The 15,912-nt window shown below is 73.3% G+C and carries 19 protein-coding genes and 1 pseudogene; 13 read left to right on the top strand and 7 right to left on the bottom strand.

Features of this window, described 5'->3' with window-relative positions; translation table 11 throughout:
* Nucleotides 1-250 precede the first annotated feature (250 nt).
* A complete protein-coding gene (locus tag EES41_RS05480) occupies nucleotides 251-2,173 on the top strand; it encodes an APC family permease (RefSeq protein WP_123076134.1) in 1,923 nt (640 codons plus the stop codon).
* Here the strand turns inward: EES41_RS05480 and EES41_RS05475 are convergent.
* The gene (locus EES41_RS05475; RefSeq protein ID WP_123076132.1) at nucleotides 2,109-3,323 is read right to left on the bottom strand and encodes a CdaR family transcriptional regulator; all 1,215 of its coding nucleotides are present in this window, start codon (nucleotides 3,321-3,323) and stop codon (nucleotides 2,109-2,111) included. The genes EES41_RS05480 and EES41_RS05475 overlap by 65 nt on opposite strands.
* 176 nt (nucleotides 3,324-3,499) lie before the next feature.
* Here EES41_RS05475 and EES41_RS05470 point away from each other — a divergent pair, with 176 nt between their 5' ends.
* The 8 genes and pseudogenes from EES41_RS05470 to EES41_RS05435 all read left to right on the top strand — a co-directional run bounded on the left by EES41_RS05470 (nucleotide 3,500) and on the right by EES41_RS05435 (nucleotide 8,145).
* Complete coding sequence (locus EES41_RS05470) at nucleotides 3,500-4,063, top strand: TetR/AcrR family transcriptional regulator (RefSeq protein ID WP_123076130.1); 564 nt, start codon at nucleotides 3,500-3,502, stop codon at nucleotides 4,061-4,063.
* Between the two features lie 41 nt (nucleotides 4,064-4,104).
* Nucleotides 4,105-4,743 (top strand): DUF6461 domain-containing protein, encoded by a 639-nt coding sequence (locus EES41_RS05465; protein ID WP_254211322.1) that lies wholly within the window; start codon nucleotides 4,105-4,107, stop codon nucleotides 4,741-4,743.
* Nucleotides 4,744-4,976: 233 nt separating this feature from the next.
* A pseudogene (locus EES41_RS05460) lies at nucleotides 4,977-5,192 on the top strand (helix-turn-helix domain-containing protein); the annotation flags it as partial.
* A gap of 187 nt (nucleotides 5,193-5,379) precedes the next feature.
* Nucleotides 5,380-5,784, top strand: a complete 405-nt coding sequence (locus EES41_RS05455) for a hypothetical protein (RefSeq protein ID WP_123076128.1) — start codon at nucleotides 5,380-5,382, stop codon at nucleotides 5,782-5,784.
* Entirely contained in the window at nucleotides 5,781-6,569 is a 789-nt protein-coding gene (locus tag EES41_RS05450; protein ID WP_123076126.1) for a transcriptional regulator, read from the top strand. Before EES41_RS05455 ends, EES41_RS05450 begins: the two co-directional genes overlap by 4 nt.
* A 71-nt stretch (nucleotides 6,570-6,640) precedes the next feature.
* Entirely contained in the window at nucleotides 6,641-7,081 is a 441-nt protein-coding gene (locus EES41_RS05445) for a roadblock/LC7 domain-containing protein (protein WP_078489180.1), read from the top strand.
* 73 nt (nucleotides 7,082-7,154) lie between these two features.
* On the top strand, nucleotides 7,155-7,529 hold the full coding sequence (locus EES41_RS05440; RefSeq protein WP_008742808.1) for a hypothetical protein: 375 nt from the start codon (nucleotides 7,155-7,157) through the stop codon (nucleotides 7,527-7,529).
* Between the two features lie 127 nt (nucleotides 7,530-7,656).
* On the top strand, nucleotides 7,657-8,145 hold the full coding sequence (locus EES41_RS05435) for a VOC family protein (protein WP_123076124.1): 489 nt from the start codon (nucleotides 7,657-7,659) through the stop codon (nucleotides 8,143-8,145).
* 34 nt (nucleotides 8,146-8,179) lie between these two features.
* On the opposite strand, the gene EES41_RS05430 is transcribed toward EES41_RS05435, so the two are convergent.
* Together EES41_RS05430 and EES41_RS05425 are read right to left on the bottom strand one after the other, a co-directional pair.
* The gene (locus EES41_RS05430) at nucleotides 8,180-8,437 is read right to left on the bottom strand and encodes a hypothetical protein (RefSeq protein ID WP_008742810.1); all 258 of its coding nucleotides are present in this window, start codon (nucleotides 8,435-8,437) and stop codon (nucleotides 8,180-8,182) included.
* On the bottom strand, nucleotides 8,424-8,714 hold the full coding sequence (locus EES41_RS05425; RefSeq protein ID WP_123076122.1) for a DUF6400 family protein: 291 nt from the start codon (nucleotides 8,712-8,714) through the stop codon (nucleotides 8,424-8,426). The genes EES41_RS05430 and EES41_RS05425 overlap by 14 nt, the downstream gene beginning before the upstream one ends.
* Before the next feature lie 128 nt (nucleotides 8,715-8,842).
* Here EES41_RS05425 and EES41_RS05420 point away from each other — a divergent pair, with 128 nt between their 5' ends.
* Nucleotides 8,843-9,424, top strand: a complete 582-nt coding sequence (locus tag EES41_RS05420; protein ID WP_254211321.1) for a hypothetical protein — start codon at nucleotides 8,843-8,845, stop codon at nucleotides 9,422-9,424.
* 281 nt (nucleotides 9,425-9,705) lie between these two features.
* Here the strand turns inward: EES41_RS05420 and EES41_RS05415 are convergent, their stop codons facing one another.
* Entirely contained in the window at nucleotides 9,706-10,431 is a 726-nt protein-coding gene (locus EES41_RS05415) for a Sir2 family NAD-dependent protein deacetylase (RefSeq protein ID WP_123076117.1), read from the bottom strand.
* A 169-nt stretch (nucleotides 10,432-10,600) separates the two neighbouring features.
* On the opposite strand from EES41_RS05415, the gene EES41_RS05410 reads away from it, so the two are divergent.
* Together EES41_RS05410 and EES41_RS05405 are read left to right on the top strand one after the other, a co-directional pair.
* Complete coding sequence (locus tag EES41_RS05410; RefSeq protein ID WP_123076115.1) at nucleotides 10,601-11,023, top strand: hypothetical protein; 423 nt, start codon at nucleotides 10,601-10,603, stop codon at nucleotides 11,021-11,023.
* 77 nt (nucleotides 11,024-11,100) lie between these two features.
* On the top strand, nucleotides 11,101-11,967 hold the full coding sequence (locus EES41_RS05405; RefSeq protein WP_123076113.1) for a GNAT family N-acetyltransferase: 867 nt from the start codon (nucleotides 11,101-11,103) through the stop codon (nucleotides 11,965-11,967).
* A 95-nt stretch (nucleotides 11,968-12,062) separates the two neighbouring features.
* On the opposite strand, the gene EES41_RS05400 is transcribed toward EES41_RS05405, so the two are convergent.
* From EES41_RS05400 to EES41_RS05390, 3 genes are all read right to left on the bottom strand, one after another.
* Nucleotides 12,063-12,506 carry a subtilase-type protease inhibitor gene (locus tag EES41_RS05400; RefSeq protein ID WP_164495753.1) on the bottom strand — a complete coding sequence of 148 codons (444 nt, stop codon included), beginning with the start codon at nucleotides 12,504-12,506 and terminating at the stop codon, nucleotides 12,063-12,065.
* 218 nt (nucleotides 12,507-12,724) lie between these two features.
* Nucleotides 12,725-13,183 (bottom strand): Crp/Fnr family transcriptional regulator, encoded by a 459-nt coding sequence (locus EES41_RS05395; RefSeq protein ID WP_123076111.1) that lies wholly within the window; start codon nucleotides 13,181-13,183, stop codon nucleotides 12,725-12,727.
* A 182-nt stretch (nucleotides 13,184-13,365) separates the two neighbouring features.
* A complete protein-coding gene (locus tag EES41_RS05390; protein WP_037794447.1) occupies nucleotides 13,366-13,668 on the bottom strand; it encodes a hypothetical protein in 303 nt (100 codons plus the stop codon).
* Between the two features lie 250 nt (nucleotides 13,669-13,918).
* Between EES41_RS05390 and EES41_RS05385 the strand changes: the two genes are divergently transcribed.
* On the top strand, nucleotides 13,919-15,850 hold the full coding sequence (locus tag EES41_RS05385; RefSeq protein ID WP_254211320.1) for a glycoside hydrolase family 5 protein: 1,932 nt from the start codon (nucleotides 13,919-13,921) through the stop codon (nucleotides 15,848-15,850).
* The last annotated feature ends 62 nt before the right edge of the window (nucleotides 15,851-15,912 follow it).

The following is a 15,912-nucleotide window of genomic DNA, read 5'->3' as shown; positions in this document are numbered from 1 at the left end:
CACGGCCGGAAACCGGCCCTCCGGAGGGGCCGGCTCGAAGGTACGGCCGATGCGTACGAGCCGTCCGCGCGCCCGGACGGGTGTGACGCGGTGTTCACGGACTCCGGGGGAAGACCCCCCGAACGGAGGAACCCGCTCGCTACGCTACGTGCCGGTAATGAACCGAGTGCTCCGCGTCGAGCGTCGCCGCCGCACAGGACACAGCCGACAGAGCGGCTGAACCGTGCCGTAAGTGGCTGATCATGCCTGAATGAGGCGTATCAATGCGAAACGCGTGCTGGTCGGCGAACCGCTCGACACCGCGCGCCTGGGCGAGACCCTGCTGCCGAAACGGCTCGCGCTCCCGATCTTCTGCAGCGACCCGCTCTCCTCGGTGGCCTACGCCACCGAGGAGATCCTGCTGATCCTCGCCCTCGGCGGTGTCACGCTGCTCCACCTCACCTGGTACGCGGCCGCCGCCATCGTCTTCCTGATGGTGGTCGTCGTCGCCTCCTACCGGCAGACCTGCCACGCCTACCCCGGCGGCGGCGGCGCGTACGTCGTCAGCGCCGAGAACCTCGGCCAGACCGCCGCGCTCACCGCCGCCAGCGCGCTGCTCGTCGACTACGTGCTGACCGTCGCCGTCTCGGTGGTCTCCGGAGTCGCCGCCATCACCTCCGCCGTCCCCGCCCTGAGCGACCACCAAGTCGGCCTCTCCGTGGGCTTCGTGGTGCTGCTGACCCTGATGAACCTGCGCGGCGTACGGGAGTCGGGGCGGATCTTCGCCATCCCCACCTACGGGTTCGTCCTCGTCATCTACGTCATGTTCGCGGTCGCGGCGGTCCGGTACGCCACCGGCGACACCATCCGCGCCGAGTCCGCCGACCTCCCGATCATCGCGGAGGGCACCTTCACCGGGCTCGGCCTGGTCCTGCTCACGATGCGCGCCTTCGCCTCCGGCTGTACCGCCCTGACCGGTGTCGAGGCGATCAGCAACGGCGTGCCCGCCTTCCGGAAACCCAAGAGCCGCAACGCCGCCAACACCCTGGCCGCGATGGGCATCCTGTCCGTCACCATGTTCACGGGCATCACCGTCCTGGCCATGGCCTACCAGGTCCACGTCGCCGCCGACCCGACCGAACTGGGCCTGCCCGCCGGCACCCCGACCTCCACCGCGCTCGCCCAGATCGGCCGCGCCACCTTCGGGAACTGGCACTTCCTCTTCTACCTGCTCCAGGCCGTCACCGCCGGCGTGCTGATCCTCGCCGCGAACACCGCCTTCAACGGGTTCCCGATGCTCGCCTCGATCCTCGCCAAGGACCGCTACGCGCCCCGCCAGCTCTTCAACCGCGGCGACCGGCTCGTCTACTCCAACGGCGTCGTGCTGCTCGCGCTCGCCGCCGTCGCCCTCATCGTCGCCTTCGACGCCCAGCTGACCCGCCTCATCCAGCTGTACATCATCGGTGTCTTCGTCTCCTTCACCCTGTCCCAGTCGGGCATGGTCCGGCACTGGAAGCGGGAACTCGACTCGCCCGGCACCCCCCGGGAGGAGCGGATCCACATCCACCGCCGGCGCGCCATCAACGCCGTCGGCGCCTGCCTGACCGCGCTCGTGCTCGTGATCGTCCTCATCACCAAGTTCACGCACGGCGCCTGGCTGGTCGTCATCGCGATGCCGCTGCTGTTCGTCGGCATGAAGGCGGTCCGGCGCCACTACGAGACCGTCGCGGCGCAGGTCGCCGTCGCCCCCGGGGTCAGGGCCCGCATGCCCGCCCGCCACCACGTCATCCTGCTCGTCGCCGCCGTGCACGCGCCGACGCTCAAGGCCCTCGGCTACGCGCAGGGGCTGCGGGCCGACACCCTGACCGCGCTGTCCGTCGCCGCCGACGAGGAGGACGCCCGCCGGCTGCGGGCGGCCTGGGCGGAACACGACCCCGGGATCCCGCTGACCCTGCTGCACTCGCCGTACCGGGAGGTGATCGGGCCGGTCCTGGCCCACGTACAGGAACAGGCCGCCGCCGAGGACACCGACGTCCTGTCCGTGGTCATCCCCGAGTACGTGGTGGGCCACTGGTGGGAGCAGCCCCTGCACAACCAGAACGCGCTGCGGCTCAAGGCGCGGCTGCTGTTCACCCCGGGAGTCGCGGTGATCGACGTACCGTACCTGCTGGAATCGGCGAAGCCGGGGCGGTAGCCGCCGCCCGCTGGACCACCGCCGCGTGGGCCAGCGCCAGCTCCACCACCTGCGCCGGATCGGAGAGCGACCGGCCGGTCAGCTGCTCCAGGCGGCGCAGCCGGTTCGAGACGGTGTTGCGGTGGCAGTACAGCCGCTGCGCGGCGTACGTCGTCGAGCCCTGGCAGGCCAGCCACGTCCCCAGCGTGGTCAGCAGCACCCGGCAGTCCTCCGGCGGCAGCGCCAGCACCGGGCCCAGCACCACCTGGCGCAGCCGGTCCGCGAGCTCGGCCTGGGCCGCGACGAGCGCCGCCGGGAGCCGCTCGTCCAGCAGGGCCGTGCGCGGCCCGCCCCCGGACCCCGGGGCGGTGCGCAGCGCGAGGTCGGCGAGCCGCCGCGCCCGCGCCAGATCGGCGGGGTCCTCCACCACCGGGCTGATCCCGGCCCGCACCCCGAGCGGCGCGAGCCCCTCCCGCAGCGACTCCAGCGGCAGGTGCCCCAGCTCCACCAGGGCGCTCTCCCCGTCGGCCCGGATCCGCCGCAGCACGCGCGGGGCGCCGGACCCGGACTCCAGGCCCTCGCTGCCGGAGCCGCCCGGCCCCAGGACGACCACCGCGAAGCGGCCGCGCTCCGGGAGGCCCAGCTGCGCGGCGGCCTCCGCGGCCGTCCCGGTGCCGTCCAGCAGCGCGTCCAGCAGGGCCGCCCGGTACGCGCGGTCGCGCTCGCCGCGCGCGGCCTCGGCCTGCCGGTACGCCTGCGAAGCGGCGTCCGTCATCTGGTCCAGTACGTCCCACAGTGCCGCGGCTCCCGGCAGCAGCCGGGGCAGCGCGGCCCGGTCGTGCGCGGCCACCGCCTCGACGAGGGTCTGCCACAGCATCCGGCCGCTGTGGCGGTAGGTGCGCAGCAGGGAGTCGAGCGGCAGCCCCTGCTCGGCGCGGAGCCTGCCGGTGGCCCGGGCGTCGGCGAGCTCCGGCGCCAGCCCGCGCCCGCTGCGGACCAGGCCCTCGACGGCCTGGCGCAGGGTCAGGTGGATCCGGTCGCGCAGCTCGGCCCGCCCGAGCAGCGCGGCGTACGCGGGATCCTCGGCCAGGGTGCGGTCGGCGAGCCGGTCGGCCGTCACGGCGATCCGGCGGGCCAGGTCCTCGCGTATCTGCTCGATGATCCGATCCATGACCGGCAGGGTGACACGGGGGAGGGGGCGCTGGGGAGGGCCCGAACCGCGCCACGTCCGCTAGCGTGTGCGAAGCACTGCGCGTGCAGTGCTTCGACATGCCGGCCCGGCCGCGCCGCCGTGCCCGTCCCCCGGGCCCGGCGCGACGAGCCCCTCACGCCCCCAGGGACCCGCCCATGCGCCAGAATCCGGAGCGCCGCGCCGCGCTGCTCGACGCCGCCATCGAAGTGCTGGCCGCCGAGGGCTCGCGCGGCCTGACCCTGCGCGCGGTCGACAAGGAGGCGGGCGTACCGACCGGCACGGCCTCGAACTACTTCGCCAACCGGGCCCAACTGCTCGTCCAGATCCTGCACCGCACCCGGGAACGGCTGGTTCCCGACCCGGCCGACCTGGCCGGCCCGCTGGACACCAAGGTGCTGCTCGGCCAGCTACTCGCCCGGATGCGGCGCGAGCGCAGCGTCCACATCGCGATGCTGGAGCTGCGGCTGGAGGCGACCCGGCGTCCCGAGCTCCAGGCGGAGGCCGCCCGGTTCCAGGGGGCCGAACTGGAGGCGAACGTCGCCTGGCACCTGGAGGCGGGCCTGCCCGGGGACCGGCAGGGGGTCGTCCTGATCTACCTGGCGATGCTGGGCCTGATCGTGGACGACCTGACCGTTCCGGCGGTCCTGGAGCCCCATCCCGTGGAGGGGCTCATTGAGGCAATGGTCGAGCGCCTCCTCCCGGATCCGCCCGCGGAGTGACTATCGTGCCGGTGGGGGAAGACCGGACACGGGAGGACACCGTGCTGACAGCCGACATTTCGGACGCCGTCGGGGACACGGGCGGCAGCGGCATCCAGTGGCTCGCCCACTGGGACGGCTGGTTCGTCAGCCTGACCTTCGCCCGGGGCATAGCGCCCGAGGAACTCGCCGCGCGGCTCGGCGCGCTGCCCGGCATCCGCCCCGGCCCGCTGGGCGCGACGGACGCGTGGAGCATGGCCGGCGAGACCGTGGACGGCGACGGCGTGGCCCGCGTCGGCCGCTGGGGCGGCTGGTCCTTCGCCGTCGAGCACGGCATGCCGTCCGGCGCCGAGCGGCTCGCCGAGGTCTCGTGGGGCGGCGTCGAGGCCGTCCACCTGGACCCGCAGCCCGACCACCCGCCCCGGCAGTTCGCGTACGCCCGGGACGGGGAGCTGCTGTGCTGCTTCGGCCTCGGCGAGGAGTGCTGGCGCGGCGGCCACCAGCCGGACCTCCTGCTCCCGGAGCTGGTCGCGGCCAAGATCCTCTCCCCGGACGGCGCCTGCGCCCGCCCCGAGGACGAGCCGTGCGAGGAGCGCGACCGGCTCACCCTCGCCGTACTGGAATCCCGCTTCGCGCTGGCCCTGCCGAGGCACCTGATCGAGGACACCCCGCTCCCGGCCTTCGTGACCTGCACGCGGTAGCGGCGGCGGAGGCGGCCGCGCCGACGGAGCCGCCACCCCGCGCCCGATCCCCACGCCCACCTTTCCCGTTCGCCCCTCCCGGGGGCGCGTTCCGGGCAGGATGGAGGGCCGGAGGGCGCTGGGCCGGCGTGCGGTGATCTTATGCTCAGGTTTAAGCGCGTCCGCTGGTTTTGCGGCCTGTGACCCACTTTGATGGGTTCGCCAGGCCTCGTACCGGAGCAGGGGGATCACTCATGGGCGCCGATCACAGCCAGAAGGACAGCACACCCACCCTCATCGGTTCCGTGCAGCGCGCGCTGCGCCTCGTAGAGGCGATGCACGCGGAGGGCGAAGCGACGGCGAAGCGCTTGTCGCGGGTGACCGGAATCCCGTTGCCGACCGTCTACCACCTGCTCCGCACCCTCAGCCACGAGGGTTATGTGCGGCGCGAGCACGGGGCGTTCAGGCTCGCGGAGGACCTTCCGCTTGCTTCGTGAGCAGAAGTGGACGGGTTCCGGCCAAGCTGCTTAGCACACCCGTGCATGTTCCAGCGGAAAATGCCAGAACGCCCTTTCGGACTCTGGAACTTGAGTAAGTTCCCTCCTGTCGCGCCGTACGACCGTGCACCCAGCACGTCTGGCCGGGAGGGGAGCCCGCGTGCCCGGGATCGACGAATGCCTGCTCGAAGCCATGACCCTGCCCGGGGCGCGGGGTGCCGCGCTCGTCGACTGGAGCAGTGGACTGGCCCTCGGCACCGTCGGGGAATCACCCGTGGGGGACCACGAGACCACCGCCGCGGAAACCGCCGAACTGGCCCGCGCCGCCGCCGAGTACGAGTCCTTCGCCCCGGCGGCACCGGAAACCGGAATGCCCGACCCGGCAGGTCCGCCGCTGGAGGACCTGATCGTCACCACCCGCACCGGCTACCACGTCCTGCGCTTCGTCGAGACGAGCTTCGACAGCAGCGTCTTCCTCCACCTCTGGCTCGACCGCGCCGACGGAAACCTCGCCCTCGCCCGCCACCGACTCCGCGCCCTCGCCGAGGGACTGGTACTCAGATGACCCCCTCCACCCTCCCCGGTATCTCCGTTGAGGTGTCCCCCTTGCTCACCCGGCTCGCCGCCGAACGCGCCACCGGCGCCCTCCTCCGCGACCGCGGCACCCTCTTCCTCGAAGACGGCCGCATCGTCCATGCCGAAAGCCCCGCCACCCCCGGACTCGACGTCCTGCTCACCACCGGCGGCGGACTCGCCCCCGAGCGCTGGCGGGAGGCCGTCGACCGGGCCGGCGCCCGCCGGCAGGTCGCCCGCTTCCTCGTCGACAGCGGCGGGCTCGCGGGAGGTGAACTGGAAATCTGCCACCTCGCCGCGATATTCGACGCCGCCTTCTTCGCCCTCTCCCCGGGCAGCGGCCCCTCCCGCTTCCGCCGCGGGGCCACCCACTGGATCGGATCCATGCGGTCCGTCCCCGCCGCCGCCGTGGAACGCGAGACCCGCCGCCGCCGCGAACTCCTCGACGCGGTCTGGCCCTACCCGCTGCTCGACACCGCCCCGGTGCTGCCGCGGGCCGCCGCGCCCGGCCAGACCGTCACCGCCCGCCAACGGCTCCTGCTGGCGCAGGCGGACGGCATACGGACGCCGGCCGACCTCGCCTGGGTGCTGGGCCGGCCGGCCTTCCACACGCTGCTCGACGTACGCAGACTCGCGGCGGCCGGACTGGTCGAAACCCCGCACGCTCCCGCTCCGGCACCGGTGGAAGCGCCGCTGCCCGACTGGATGACCCAAGCCCAACCTCCGGACGTGGCGCTGCTCCGCCGGTTACGCGACGCACTGGAGGCAAGCCTGTGAGGCTCCCGCTGCGACCGGTCCTGCGCACCGAACGCTCCGAGCGGAGGCAGCCCGAAAGGAGTAAGGCCGACATGAGTACGGCGATGGTGTCCGCCGAGTCCGAAGCCGAGATACTCGCCGAGCTCCGCCGGCTGCGCGCCCGCGTCCCCCAGCTCACCGGCGCCCTCGCCGCGAGCGTCGACGGCCTCGTGCTCGCCCAGGACAGCGCCGCCGCCGAGGCGGAGGCCGTAGCGGCCCTGACCGCCGCCGCCCTCGGCGTGGCCCAGCGGCTCAGCGACAGCACGGGCCAAGGCGGCTTCCGCGAACTCCTCGTCCGGGGCGAACACGGGTACGTCGCCACCTACGCGGCCGGCGAAGCCGCCGTCCTCACCCTCATCGCGCAGCCGCGCGTCAACGTCGGCCGCCTCCATCTGGAAGCGCGCCGCTCCAGCGTCCGCATCGCCGAGCTCATAGAGCACAGCCTCGGCCGGCGGGGCCCGGGTGCGAACCCCCCGGGCGCCCCGCCGGCCTGAGCCCCCCAGACCACCCCTCGCAGTACCGAAATCCAGGACAGTTCAGCAGTTCAACGAGAAAGAGGAACCCCTCATGGTCAACGTGGAGACCGCCCTCAAGGAAGCCACCACCACCATCGAAGGCGCGATCGGCGCGGCCCTCGTCGACTACGGCAGCGGCATGGCCCTCGGCACCATCGGTGGCGGCAAGGACCTCGACCTCGCCGTGGCCGCGGCGGGCAACACCGACGTGGTGCGCGCCAAGGTCCGCACCATGGAGATGCTGGGTCTCAAGGACGAGATCGAGGACATCCTGATCACCCTCGGCGGCCAATATCACCTGATCCGGCTGATGAAGGCGCGGGGATCCGACGGCTTCTTCCTCTATCTGGCCCTCGATCGGGGCCGGGCCAACCTCGCGATGGCGAGGCACCAGCTGAAGAAGATCGAAAACGATCTGGAGGTGTAGGGCCGCAGGCCGTCACAGCGCGTTCCAGGATGAAAGACGGACCGGTCCGGGCCGACCGATGAGTTTCGGTCCCGGCTCCGGTCTGTAGGTGCGGGACGCTGGTCCCGCACACACTCTGGAGGCAGTCATGAGCGTCAGCGGCAAGGGCTTCACCACCTGTCTGTGGTTCGACGGCGACGCGGAAGCCGCAGCCGACTACTACATGTCGGTGTTCAAGGACGGCAGGATCGGCCGCATCGGCCGCTACAACGAAGCGGGCCCCGGTCCGGCCGGCGAGGTGATGGTCGTCGAGTTCGAGATCAACGGACAGAAGTTCATCGGCCTCAACGGCGGACCCCAGTTCCCGTTCACCGAGGCCATCTCCTTCCAGATCCACGCGGAGGAGGAGGCCGAGGCGGACTACTACTACGACGCGCTCACCAGGGACGGCGGCCAGGAGTCCGCCTGTGGCTGGGTCAAGGACAGGTTCGGCGTCTCCTGGCAGGTCATCCCGCCGGGCGCCATCGAGCTGATCTCCGACCCCGACCCGGAGCGGGCGGCCCGCGCGACCGCCGCCATGATGAAGATGAAGAAGCTCGACGTGGCGGAACTGCGCCGGGCCGCCGACGGCGCCTGAGCGGCGCCCGCGCCGCTCGGCGGCCCCAGTGGCCTCAGTGGCGGGACCAGCCGCTCGTGACCCGGTCCCACAGGGAGCGGGTCGCGCCGAAGCCGCTCTCGTGCACCCAGACATGGGTGCACGACGGGCACTGCAGGTTCAGCAGGCTGCCGGTGTTGGACAGCATGTAGCGCCAGTGCTCGGAGCAGGTGCGGCGCTGCTCGCAGGGCTCGCAGCCGCGGGCGTCGTCACAGCTCGGGCAGGCCACCCAGGCCCGGCGTCCGATGTCCGCCTGCGGGTCAAGCGGCAGCACGGCCGCCCCCGCGCCGCGGCAGCACGCCGGCCGCGACGAGGTCGTCGTAGAGGCGCTGCTGGTCCGCGTCGAGACCGGAGTACAGCAGGTCGTACGCCGCCTCTTCGCCGCGCAGCACCGCGATCGGATCCCAGTCGGGGCCGATGGCGGCCAGGACCTGGGCCTGCCGGAGCGCCTCCTGCGCGGTGAGGTCGACGGTGAAGTCGACCAGCGCGGGGGAGCCGGGCCGGCCGGCGTCGTCCGGGCCGGTGGGGGGTGTGGGGTGAGAAGGAGCCATGCAACGAACTTAGGTAACCCTTCCTTCTCCGGGCAAGAGGGGGTGGGAGATGTCACAGCGGGCCGGGACGGGCTCCCGGGCGGAGCGCGCGTTGTGTTCCATGATCCACATCGGTGAGACTGACCGGTATGACAAAGGAACGAACGGGCCGGATCATCGGTGCGAGCTTCGGACTCGCCTTCATCCAGGTGAACGCGGGCGCCCTGCCGGTCGCGGCGGGCACCGTGCTGCGGGTGCTGGCGGTGGCCGCCTTCGTCGCTCTGCTGATCATGCTGCGCCGCGCCCCCGCGCCCGCGCCCCGGCCCGCGCCGGCCGCCGAGGCCGCGCCGGCGGTGCACTTCGGGCGGCGCTACCGGTACGTGGTGGCCGCCGAAGCGGTCGTCGGAGTCGCCGGCATCGTGGTCATCAACAACCTGCTGCACACCCCGCGGGCCACGGTGGGCTGGATCGCGCTCGTGGTCGGCGTGCACTTCTTCGGCCTCGCGGTCGTCTGGCGGATGCCGGCGCTCCACCGGCTGGGCGCGGGGCTGTCCGGGTGCGGCGCCGGGGGGCTGGCGCTGGCCGCCGCCGGAGCCCCGCAGGCGGCCGTCGCCGCCGTCGCGGGAGTGCTCCCGGGCGCGCTGCTGCTCGGATCGGCCTGGTGGAAGGTACGCGGCGGCGCGGAGCCCCGCCGCACCGCCACCCCCAGCTCCGGCGCGGCCGTGAGCTGACCCGCGCACACCGCCGGGCCCGGGATCCGGGGCCCGAGCGCGGCCGGGCCGGCGCCGGGGCCGGCGCCTGCCGGGCCCTGTCGTCACGCTGGCGCCCGGCCGCGTTGTCGGTACGCCCGACTGTCCGGTACGCGGGCGTCTCTCCGGCCTCGCGATGCACGGCGCCGGACGCTGCGGGCCTGACCGGCGCCACCGTGACGGCAGGACCCAGGGCCGCGTGTCTTTCGGATCATGCCGGGCTCGCGGGGCTCCCTGATCCGGCCTGGTCCGAAAGACAGGCCCTAAGCCGAGATCCGGGTGAGGAGGGCCGGCAGGGCGGTGCCGATCGGTTCGCGGATGACCTCGTCGGCCAGCTCGTCGTACGGGGTCTCCTCCGCGTTCACGATGATCAGCCGGGCCCCCGCCGTCGCGGCCATGCCGGCCAGCGAGGCGGCCGGCTGCACCTGGAGCGTCGTCCCGACGGCTATGAAGACCTGGCATCCCTTGGCCACGGCCACGGCCTGCGCCAGTACCTGAGGGTCGAGCCGCTCGCCGAACATCACGGTCGCCGACTTCAGGATCCCGCCGCACGCCAGACACGCGGGATCCTGTTCCCCGGCGGCGACGCGGGCCAGCGCCTCCTCCATCCCCGACCGGGCGTGACAGGCCGTGCAGAGCACCGACCGGGCGGTCCCGTGCAGCTCGAACACCTTGCGCGCGGGCATCCCGGCGAGCTGGTGCAGCCCGTCCACGTTCTGGGTGATCACCCGGACCGGGGTCCCGCCGCGCTCCAGCTCGGCGACGGCCCGGTGCGCGGCGTTCGGCCGCGCCCCGAGGGCGCCGATCTCGGCGCGCATCCGCCAGGAGCGCCGCCGGATCTCCGGGTCGGCCATGTAGTACTCGTACGTCACGAGCTTCTCGGCGTCCGGGTCGCGCCGCCACAACCCCTGGGGCCCCCGGTAGTCCGGAATCCCGGAATCGGTGGACATCCCGGCCCCACTGAACACTGCGACAAGCGGCTTTCCCATGATCCGACCCTACGTACGGCCCGCGTCCCCCCGCGAACGGATTAACCTCCGGCCCCGCAAGCGGCGCGCCGCCGGATGGTCGTGTCTGCGGTGAATCCCGCCCGCCACCGGAGTGAGATCCGCCCCGCGCCCCTCCTGCGCAGCCGCCCGGGCGGTTAAGAAACGGGGCATGAAGCCCCTGACGCACCTCCTCGGCGCCCTGCTCGTGACCGTCCTCGCCGCCGCCCCCTCCGCGGCGGCGACAACGGTCACCGCACCGGCCCCGCCCCACGACGCCGCCCAGATCAGAACCTTCCTCACCGATTTCTACGGCCATCACGGACCCTCCGAGGCCTACCGCTACCACCGGATCTCCCAGGCCCTCAGGGACAAACAGCGGCAATCCGACGTCGACGTGCTGTTGTGCTCCCAGAGCACCCCGGAGAAGATCGAGGTCGGCGCCGTCACCGTCGCCCCGGGAGCGCGCGTCGGATGGGCCACCGTCACCACCCACTGGACCCGCGGAGCCGACGCGCGCACCGACACCTTCACGGCGTACGTCCGCCTCGACTCCCGGCCGATCAGGCTGGACGACGTGATCTGCGCGGGCTGACACCGCGTACTCCGGGATCACGACGGCCGGTTGGCACCCGCTGCCGGGGCCGCCGCGCATCTGGTACAACACCCGACATGACGGGATTCGAGATCACCGGCGCCAGCGCCGCAGACATGGAAATGATCCGCGCCTGGGCCGATGAGGAGGGCTGGAATCCGGGCGACACCGACCGCTTCGCCTTCGCGGTCGCCGACCCCGAGGGCTTCCTCGTCGGCCGTCTCGACGGAGAACCGGTCGCCTGCGTCTCCGCCGTCCGCTACGGGGCCGGCTTCGGGTTCATCGGCTTCTACATCGCGCGCCCCGCCTTCCGTGGCCGTGGATACGGGATCCGGCTGTGGCAGGCCGGGATGGAGCGGCTCGACGGGCGGCTCGTCGGCCTGGACGGGGTGGTCGACCAGCAGGACAACTACCGCAAGTCCGGGTTCCGTTCGGCCTGGAACAACGTCCGCCACGAGGGTGTGCCGCAGGGGGCCGCGCTCGGCGCGGCCGGTGGGGACGGTGCGGACGGCGTGGAGATCGTGGACGCCGCCACCCTTCCCTTCCGCCAACTCGCCGCGTACGACCGCAGGTTCTTCCCCGCGTCCCGTGACGCCTTCCTCTCCGCCTGGACCGGCCTCCCCGGCCGCACCGCCCTCGCCGCCGTCCGCGACGGGCGGATCGAAGGGCTCGGCGTGATCCGCCCGTGCAGCTCCGCCTCCCGGATCGGACCGCTGTACGCCGCGACCCCGGGGGTGGCGGCCGCCCTGCTCCGGCGGCTCGCGGAGCACGCGCCCGGTGGGGAGGTCGCCGTGGACGTACCCGACGTGAACCGGGCCGCCACCGCCCTGTTCACCGGCCTGGGCCTGGTCCCCACCTTCGAGGCGGCCCGCATGTACACGGGCCCGGCCCCGGAGCTCGACCTGGCCGGCCTGTACGGGGTCACCAGCCTCGAACTCGGCTGACATCCGCGGGGCCGGGTCAGGAGCCGGGGCCGGGCGGCGGTCGCACGGCGCCGCCCGGCCCTCTCCCCGTCGATACCGCGGGACGTCGCGGGACGTCAGAACCCGAACAGGGCCCCGGTGGTGTTCCGCAGGCCGCACGGGTTGCCGAAGGTGTACGAGTAGCTCATCCGATGGCCCTGCCACACCCCGTCGGCCGTCACGGTCATGGGGTTCCACTCCCTGGTACACGCGGCGCCCCTGGCGGGCTTCGCCACCGTGTCCAACCGGTCGGAGTTCGCCCGCAGTTCGGCGCACGCGGCGGCGGGGGACGGGTGCGTGCCACCCGGCGTCGGTGCGCAGACGAGGGTCACCGCGCGCAGCACCGTCCCGCTCGCGGCGTCCTCCCCGGCGGTGATGCCGAGCACGAGCGCCGACGGCGCGTACAGGCTTGCCGTGCCGGAGGGTGCGGCTCCGGCCGTTCCGGGCCAGGCCAGCGCGGTGAGCGCGGTGAGAGCCATGGCGGCGGAACCGAGTCCGAGACCCCTTGCGATGGACCGCATTTCGAACACTCCCTTGGGTTCGCGTTTCGGATAACGGACGGGAGTCTTGCGCACACGGGCTGTGAACGCCCGTTCGGACCCCTATTTCTCGTCACCGATCGTGAGCGCATGAGTGCAGTCCGCAGCGGTGCCGGGATGCTGACCTGTGGGGGAGCGCACGGCGGAAACGGCCGAACACACCCCCAGAAGCCCTTCGCGCGCCCCCTCGGGGGCCGGCTCTAGCCCGCGATGGCGTGCGGGGCGTAGAGGTCGATCAAGCGGGTCCGGGTCTGCTGGAGCCGCAGCGCGAGGACGCGCCCGACCCAGTGCCCGATCGCGGAGCCGAAGGCGGGATCGGCGTCCATCAGCACGCGTACGGTCGTCGCGTCGAACTCGTACGCGCGGACCGGTGTCATCGCCTCGGCGCTCAGCTGCCACACGTACGGCGGGAACAGCCAGGACCAGCCGACCAGCTCACCGGGGCCGAGGCTCTCGATCGGCGTGGGCCGGCGGCTGGGCATGGGGACCTCCAGGGTCATCGTGCCGGAACGCACGATCCAGAAGGACTCCGCGCGGGCGCCTTCGTCGAAGACCCGGGCGCCCTCCGGGAAATTGACCTCGCGGGCGTGCGACATGAGCCGTCCACGGTGCTCGGTGGACAGGACGGCGGCGATCCGGACAGGGGAAGGTGTGCTCATGACAGCCTCCGATCACGACCCCCCAGGACGCTCCTGCTCCCCCCAGTGTCGCCGAATCCCGGCGATCCAGGGCCGGCCCGTCACGGATCGGTGCGTCGCGGCCGCCCGGCGGCCCTGAACGGGCCGCAGCGAGGCCCCGGCGGCCCCGGCGGCTCGCGCCCGGCGGCCCGAGCCCCGCGAACCTAGTCCTCGGCGTTGGCCTCCAGACAGGCCAGCTCCATCGCGTCGAGCACCGCCTCGTGGCTGCGCCGGCTCAGCTCCGCCACGTTCTCGATCTGGGCCGTCGCCCAGGCCGCCAAGGTCATCACGAGGACGCGGAGGCCGTCGGTGCCGTGCTCGGCGAGGATCGCGTCCGCCACCAGCATGGCCTCCTCGGGCACCTGCTCCGGGGGCTCCATGCCGGCCAGCCCGCGCAGCATCGCGAGCGTGCGGCGCGAGATCTCCGGGGTCATCCTCGCAAGCCGCATGTCTTCTTCGTCGTCCATCCGCCCCACCCTCCCGTGCCGTGCCCAACCCTGAGGGCACGGTAGGCCTGCCGGGGGCCGCGCGGGGCCGTTTCGACAGGGTGACCCTGTGTGAAGGGGTGGCGAGGGCCGCGTCCGGTTGACGGGACTCCGGGCCCGCGCGACCCCGCCAGGGGCCCGAAAGTGCCCGCGCGCGTGGCTTCCGCTCCAGCTGACCGGCCGGTAACTTGACCGCGGCAATCCCCCACGTCCGGCCCCTGTCAGGAGCGAGATGCACAACCACCTCTTACGCGCGATACCGGGCGTCCTCATGCTCCTGGTGGGGCTCCTGCCCGCCGTGGCGGCGACCCCGGCGGCCGCTGCCGCCGTCGTGCCCGCCGTCGCGCCCGTGCCCGCCGCCCCCGCCTGGACGGCGCCGCTGTCCACCCGCGGCCGCTACATCGTGGACGCGAACGGCGACCGGTTCCGCCTCCGCTCCGGCAACTGGGACGGAGCCCAGGGCTCCTGGAACGGCTCCGGCGACCGCGACGACCCCGCGACCCACCACAGCGGCCAGGACTCCCACGGCATCCCGCTCGGACTCGACCGGGTACCCCTGCCCACCCTGCTGGCCGACTTCCGCGCCCTCGGCCTCAACAGCATCCGGCTGCCGTTCTCCAACGAGATGCTCCGCACCACCGCCCCCGTCCCCGACGCGGCCGTCGCCGCGAACCCGGCCCTGCGCGGCCGCACCCCGCTCCAGGTCTACGACGCGGTCGTCGCCGCCCTCACCGACGCCGGGTTCGCCGTCATCCTGAACAACCACACCGGCACCACCCGCTGGTGCTGCGGCCTCGACGGCAACGAACGCTGGAACAGCGGCCGTTCCACCGCCCAGTGGGCCGACGACTGGGTGTTCCTCGCCCGCCGCTACCGCGACAACCCGCGCGTGGTCGGCGCGGACCTCTACAACGAGGTACGCCGCGACGTCTTCGACGACCCCAACTGGGGCCTCGGCGACGGCCACGACTGGCACGCGGCCGCCCAGGAGGCCGCCGACCGGATCCTCACCGAGGCCAACCCGAACCTGCTCATCGTGATCGAGGGCATCAACTGGACCGGCATCCCCGTGGACGGCTTCGCCCACGGCCGCCCCGCCCTCACCCCCGTCCGCACCCTCTCCCACACCCTGGCCGTCTCCCACAAGCTCGTCTACGCCGCCCACTTCTACGGCTACACCGGCCCCCACCACAGCGGCGCCACCGGCATCGGCGAGACCAGCGACCTCCGCTACCAGGACATGACCCCGGCCCAGCTCGAACAGACCCTCTACGACCAGGCCTTCTTCGTCTCCGCCGAAACCGGTACGCACTTCACCGCACCCGTGTGGATCAGCGAGTTCGGCATCGGCGCCGACGAGACCGGCGCGAAACCCCGCGCCTGGTTCGAGAACCTCACCGGCTACCTGACCCGCGCCGACGCCGACTTCGCCTACTGGCCCCTGGTCGGCTGGAGCACCACCGCGCAGGGCGCCCCGGGCGGCGACAGCTGGGCGATGCTCCGCTACGACAACACCGGCCGCCGCTCCGGCGTACTGGACCCGGCGGACTGGCGCACGCGGCCGTGGACCGCGCTCGCGGGCACGGCGGGCCGGACCGGCGCGATCCCCGACGCCCCCGCCTGGTACCAACTCGACATCGACCACCGCGACCACAACGCCTCGCTGCTCACCAGGGCCGCCGGGGACTGGGACAGCGGCGCCCGCAAGGCCGTCTGCCCCGACGGCTCCCGGCTGGCCGGCCTCGCCCACACCGGCGGCCGGGGCCTGTGCGCCGGCTCCGGCCTGCGCGCCCCGACGGGCGGGAACACCGTGGTCCGCGACGAGGCCCACGTCCCGCCCGGCGGGGACTGGGCGACCGGGTACACGAAGCTCCAGTGCCCGGCCGGGCAGTACCTGACCGGCTACAGCCTGCGGGGCGAACGCGTCTCGGCGGCCCTGTGCGCCCCGGCGCGCACCGCCCTCCCGGCGGCGGCCGGCCGCACGGTGTGGTTCGACCGCGGCGACAACCGCCCGCCCGGCGCGGGCGGCGGCGAGTTCGCGTACGGCAACTACAAGGGCCAGTGCCTGCCCACCGAGTACGCGGCGGGCATCGCCTTCACCACCCGCGCCGCCTCCCGCCAGGGCCCGGCCGCCCTCCTCTGCCGCTCCCTTCCGGCCGGGTGACCGGGGGCCCGCGCGCCGCCGCCGGACATCCGGGGCGGCGCGCGGCCCCAACCCCGCCGGAG

Origin of the sequence: Streptomyces sp. ADI95-16, assembly GCF_003721495.1 — a bacterium.
GTDB lineage: Bacteria > Actinomycetota > Actinomycetes > Streptomycetales > Streptomycetaceae > Streptomyces > Streptomyces goshikiensis.
Note: the sequence above shows the minus strand (reverse complement) of the source record. Positions and strands in the feature narration are given on the sequence as shown.

What these genes read in the sequence shown, in the direction of transcription:
- EES41_RS05410 (WP_123076115.1), top strand. Translation starts at nt 10,601, where the DNA reads ATGAAGCCCCTGACGCACCTCCTCGGCGCCCTGCTCGTGACCGTCCTC.
- EES41_RS05425 (WP_123076122.1), bottom strand. Translation starts at nt 8,714, where the DNA reads ATGGCTCCTTCTCACCCCACACCCCCCACCGGCCCGGACGACGCCGGC.
- EES41_RS05400 (WP_164495753.1), bottom strand. Translation starts at nt 12,506, where the DNA reads ATGCGGTCCATCGCAAGGGGTCTCGGACTCGGTTCCGCCGCCATGGCT.
- EES41_RS05475 (WP_123076132.1), bottom strand. Translation starts at nt 3,323, where the DNA reads ATGGATCGGATCATCGAGCAGATACGCGAGGACCTGGCCCGCCGGATC.
- EES41_RS05385 (WP_254211320.1), top strand. Translation starts at nt 13,919, where the DNA reads ATGCACAACCACCTCTTACGCGCGATACCGGGCGTCCTCATGCTCCTG.
- EES41_RS05420 (WP_254211321.1), top strand. Translation starts at nt 8,843, where the DNA reads ATGACAAAGGAACGAACGGGCCGGATCATCGGTGCGAGCTTCGGACTC.
- EES41_RS05440 (WP_008742808.1), top strand. Translation starts at nt 7,155, where the DNA reads ATGGTCAACGTGGAGACCGCCCTCAAGGAAGCCACCACCACCATCGAA.
- EES41_RS05390 (WP_037794447.1), bottom strand. Translation starts at nt 13,668, where the DNA reads ATGGACGACGAAGAAGACATGCGGCTTGCGAGGATGACCCCGGAGATC.
- EES41_RS05470 (WP_123076130.1), top strand. Translation starts at nt 3,500, where the DNA reads ATGCGCCAGAATCCGGAGCGCCGCGCCGCGCTGCTCGACGCCGCCATC.
- EES41_RS05435 (WP_123076124.1), top strand. Translation starts at nt 7,657, where the DNA reads ATGAGCGTCAGCGGCAAGGGCTTCACCACCTGTCTGTGGTTCGACGGC.
- EES41_RS05395 (WP_123076111.1), bottom strand. Translation starts at nt 13,183, where the DNA reads ATGAGCACACCTTCCCCTGTCCGGATCGCCGCCGTCCTGTCCACCGAG.
- EES41_RS05415 (WP_123076117.1), bottom strand. Translation starts at nt 10,431, where the DNA reads ATGGGAAAGCCGCTTGTCGCAGTGTTCAGTGGGGCCGGGATGTCCACC.
- EES41_RS05445 (WP_078489180.1), top strand. Translation starts at nt 6,641, where the DNA reads ATGAGTACGGCGATGGTGTCCGCCGAGTCCGAAGCCGAGATACTCGCC.
- EES41_RS05480 (WP_123076134.1), top strand. Translation starts at nt 251, where the DNA reads ATGAGGCGTATCAATGCGAAACGCGTGCTGGTCGGCGAACCGCTCGAC.
- EES41_RS05450 (WP_123076126.1), top strand. Translation starts at nt 5,781, where the DNA reads ATGACCCCCTCCACCCTCCCCGGTATCTCCGTTGAGGTGTCCCCCTTG.
- EES41_RS05405 (WP_123076113.1), top strand. Translation starts at nt 11,101, where the DNA reads ATGACGGGATTCGAGATCACCGGCGCCAGCGCCGCAGACATGGAAATG.